2 protein-coding genes and 3 pseudogenes are annotated in these 4,127 nt (G+C 41.6%); 3 read left to right on the plus strand and 2 right to left on the minus strand.

What is annotated here, in order from left to right:
• Positions 1-138: 138 nt before the first annotated feature.
• Positions 139-537 (plus strand): tetratricopeptide repeat protein, encoded by a 399-nt coding sequence (locus LC574_RS29355; protein WP_229457148.1) that lies wholly within the window; start codon positions 139-141, stop codon positions 535-537.
• An 87-nt stretch (positions 538-624) separates the two neighbouring features.
• Positions 625-2,310, plus strand: a pseudogene (locus tag LC574_RS29360) (glycosyltransferase); the annotation flags it as partial.
• 525 nt (positions 2,311-2,835) lie between these two features.
• On the opposite strand, the pseudogene LC574_RS29365 reads toward LC574_RS29360, so the two are convergent.
• A pseudogene (locus LC574_RS29365) lies at positions 2,836-3,258 on the minus strand (fructosamine kinase family protein); the annotation flags it as partial.
• A 28-nt stretch (positions 3,259-3,286) separates the two neighbouring features.
• Here LC574_RS29365 and LC574_RS29370 point away from each other — a divergent pair.
• Positions 3,287-3,451, plus strand: coding sequence for a hypothetical protein (locus LC574_RS29370; RefSeq protein ID WP_229457149.1), 165 nt, complete (start codon positions 3,287-3,289; stop codon positions 3,449-3,451).
• Here LC574_RS29370 and LC574_RS29375 read toward each other — a convergent pair.
• Positions 3,424-4,044 (minus strand): annotated as a pseudogene (locus LC574_RS29375) (M16 family metallopeptidase); the annotation flags it as partial. The gene LC574_RS29370 and the pseudogene LC574_RS29375 sit on opposite strands and share 28 nt — an antisense overlap.
• Between the last annotated feature and the right edge of the window lie 83 nt (positions 4,045-4,127).

Here is a 4,127-nt window from a genome sequence, read left to right on the forward strand (position 1 = left end):
CCTTGTCTTCAGAGTCAGCATTTGAAGTTTGTGTAAAAAATTTATAGCCAAGATGTTAGTTTCTGTTGAGCAGGTGGGTATCCTCAGAACGGGAGGCTTGCTGATACCTAAGTATTTACCACAGCAAGTGTGTGAGGCATGGCTGGTTCGGGGGAAGAATACGTAATTACCCGTAAAAAGCAGATTGAGCGGCGACAAAAGATTGTCACGATAGTGTCGTTAGTGTCGTTTATTGGTTCCACGGTGTTTGCAGTAATCCCAGCAATCCAACAGGTTAGCCAACCTAAGTCAGCAATTGCGTCTCCTTCTGCTGAGTCAGTATTACAGCAACAGGCGCAGGGCTACGAGCTGGTTTTACAACGCGAACCAGAAAACCAACTTGCTTTAGAGAAACTGTCTTTGCTGCGGCTGAAATTGAAGGATGCTAAGGGTGCAATGGAACCTTTGGAAAAGCTAGTGAAGTTGCACCCTGATCGGCAAGATTACAAAGTTGTATTAGAGCAAATAAAGAAGCAAGAGGAAAGGGGCGATCAGTGAACATCTGCATATTGACATAAATATGAAAGTATGAATTTTTCTAGATGCTGAATTAAAACTTAGTAAACAACAAAGGAACATACATATATGGATAAACATATCTTGCTTTACAGTGACGATCCAGGCTTAGGTGGAGTTGCACAATACAATCACACTCTCCTCTGTGGTTTAGCAGCTTTAGGTTATCGACTAACTTGTGTACAAAGTCAGATTCCTAACCCATTGTTGAGTTATCAAAAAGAGCTAAATATTGAGCATCAATGGCTATCATTTGATACGACTAAAGATACTCAACGTACTGTAAACGATGCATCTGATGCCCAAAAAATTTTAGAAATTGCTAAACCCGATCTGATTATTTTTAGTGACACATGGCCCTTAGCTAATTCTGGTGTCAAACGGGTTGCCATTGCTTTGGGTATACCATACATCGTTGTTGTTGGTTATGTAGCACCTTACCCCGGAGGATTACCCTCTGTACTTTTAGATGAGATATCACGACTTTATTCTCAAGCGCTGCGGGTTATCGCGGTTTCATTTGAGAATTTAAGTTTATTACACGCATTGTATGGTTTGCCTGAAGATAAGGGACAAGTTATTTATTATGGACGACCTGCAAAATATTTTTTTTCTCCTCAGATATCGGCCTATGATCGCCTACGCCAGGAGTTAAACATACCCTTGAATGCAGTTATTTGTTTTACATCTGCTCGTCTAGAATATGTCAAGGGATACAAGTATCAATTAGCTGCCATTGAAAATTTAAAAAATAGTGATGTTTGGAATTTACTTTATTTTGTTTGGGCTGGCGGTGGTAAGTTAGAAGATGAATTAAAAGAGATAGTTGAACAACTAGAATTAAGCGAAAAAGTTAAGATTTTAGGACAACGTTGGGATATTGTTGATTGGCTAGATGCAATTGATATTTTTATTTTGCCTTCTCTATCGGAAGGAATGCCATTGGCAATAATGGAAGCAATGGCGAAGGGATTACCTGTGATCGCCTCAGCAGTGAGCGGCATTCCCGAAGAGTTGGGTGATACTGGCAAATTACTCCCTGACCCCAAAATTGACGAGCAAGCTACTATTGATGAGCTAGTAGAAACTATCCAAGCATGGTGTATTGATCCAGAATTACGTAAGTCAATTGGGAAGGCTTGCAAAACGCGTGCAGAGCAGATGTTTAAAGAAGAACGGATGATCCAAGAAACTAATGAAGTGATTGAAAATTACTTATTATCAGCCTGGGATTATGTTTCACCAGACTTTGAAATAATTTGTCCTGATTCATGTTTCCCTAACATGATTATTGGAAATACTAATAATTGTTATTGGTCTTATTTACGTCGGGAAATTCCGCATAACTGGTATGTAGATATACGGCAGCCAAGTGTGGGCTTTCTCAATCGAGATGAGGCGCATATTATTTACAATACTGCTCTCAATTTTGCAGGCAAAAAAGCTTTAGAAATTGGTTGTTGGCTAGGTTGGTCAGCTTGTCATCTAGCATTAGCAGGAGTCTATCTAGATGTAGTTGATCCTTTGCTGGATAGCCCGGATTTTTATGAAAGCGTCACTAGTTCGTTAGAAACTGCTGGTGTTTTAAGTTCAGTTAATTTAGTAGCTGGTTATAGTCCTCAGAAAGTTGACGAACTAGCAGGTAAAAATCAGTGTAGGTGGTCGCTGATTTTTATTGATGGTAATCATGACGCGCCAGCACCTTTAAATGATGCGATAGCATGTGAAAAATACGCCGAAGATGATGCTTTAATCCTCTTCCATGATTTAGCTTCACCTGATGTTGCTCAGGGTTTAAAATATTTACGGCAACGAGGATGGAATGTCATGGTTTATCAAACCATGCAAATCATGGGAGTAGCTTGGCGGGGAAATGTTGAACCAGTGATACATGAGCCTGATCCGCAAGTTGACTGGCACTTACCAAAACACTTACAAAACTATCCTGTAGGAGGGATATCAAATGAGCAGTTTGTGAACGAGAATCTTACTGCTCGACAAGTAAGAGCAATGCTAAAACAAGCATCTGACTTACTAAATAGTGGAAACCCTATTGAGGCAATGCGAATCGCTGAACAAGCAGCTAAACTTGGTGTGATCATACCAGAAATGCACTTTGTCAGAGCAATTTGTTTATATTCTGTCCAAAAATACCAGCAAGCTTTTGAAGCAGCAAAAGCAGAACTAGAAATCAACCCGACTCATTGCCAAGCTCAGGAGCTAGTAAATAACTTTACTAGAACAATGTTTAGGCAAGAAACTAAAATTTCTACTCAGCAACGTCCAAGTATTGATTTGGGGCGTGGAACCAATGGTATTGTTAATTTTCCAACCAAAACCTTGGCTACTGCTAGCTTTATGCATCGTTGCCAACTTACGCCCCATTTCTTCCCACGAATTGCTGTTACCGTTACCAAGTTCTAACCATTCCAGGACGATGTAGCTAGAATTACCAGCTACACCCCAGCTTAGAGGTTTGGGGACGCGAATACTAGCTGTTGCGAGCATTTCCTTTAAACCCATTGCCTCAGCCTCAAACATCGCAACTTGGGATGCAAGGTTTTGTTTGACGAAGTAGGTTATCTCACCATTGGAAATAGCATAACCTTGGTTGATGCATCCGCCACCAACCGATCGCCGTTGCTGACTCTGAAATTTTTCGCCAGTCACCTGGCTGATTTGAGCATCGATTTGAGTCCACATGATTAAATTGGGGAGTAGGGAGTAGGGAGTGGGGAGTGGGGGGGCGGGGGGGGCAGGGGGGGCAGAGGAAGAAGAATTATTGATTAATGCCCAATTCCCTACTCCCCATTCCCCATTCTCCATTCCCCACTCCCTACTCCCTACTCCCCATTCCCCATTTCTAATTTACGGCTTGACGACAACTACACCATAAGCATCTGGAGAAAGATACTCTTTGGCTGCTTGCATCAAGTCGGTTGCATCTTGGCTCTGAATATGATTTGGGTAGTTAAAGGCGGGTTCTAAATCTCCCACTAAGGAATGATAATAACCATACAACCCTGTGCGATCGCTTGGTGTTTCATTGGCAAAAATAAATTTGTTCGCTACTCGCCGCCGCACACGGGCAATTTCTGATTCTGCGACTAATTCGGTTTGGACTGTGCGAATATGTTGAGCGATCGCATCCTCTACTTGTGCTAAATTTTCTACTGGACATTTAGCTGAAATATAAAATGTCCCTTGTAGCTGATTGCTCATATTGCTCACAGAAATTGAAGAAACTAATCCCCGTTCTTCTCGTAAATCCCTCACCAGTCTTGATGTCCGTCCATGTCCCAAAATTCCTGCTAAAACATCCAGTCCATAGGTGCGATTTAACTGAACCATTCCTGGAACCCGCCAAACCATAACTAGCCTTGCTTGCTGAAGACTTTCATCTACAAATTCTCGACGGACAATTTCTGTAAATGGTGATTCCGTAGGGAGTGGGGAGTGGGGAGTGGGGAGTGGGGAGTGGGGTAATTTATTGAATTGGAAATTGCTGTAAATAAAATATTACCGACCGAATGGTTTGTTTAAACATAGTGCAAGAAGTGCTTTAGAGTCAA

The sequence above is a fragment of the Nostoc sp. CHAB 5715 genome (assembly GCF_020829685.1).
Taxonomy (GTDB): domain Bacteria; phylum Cyanobacteriota; class Cyanobacteriia; order Cyanobacteriales; family Nostocaceae; genus Nostoc.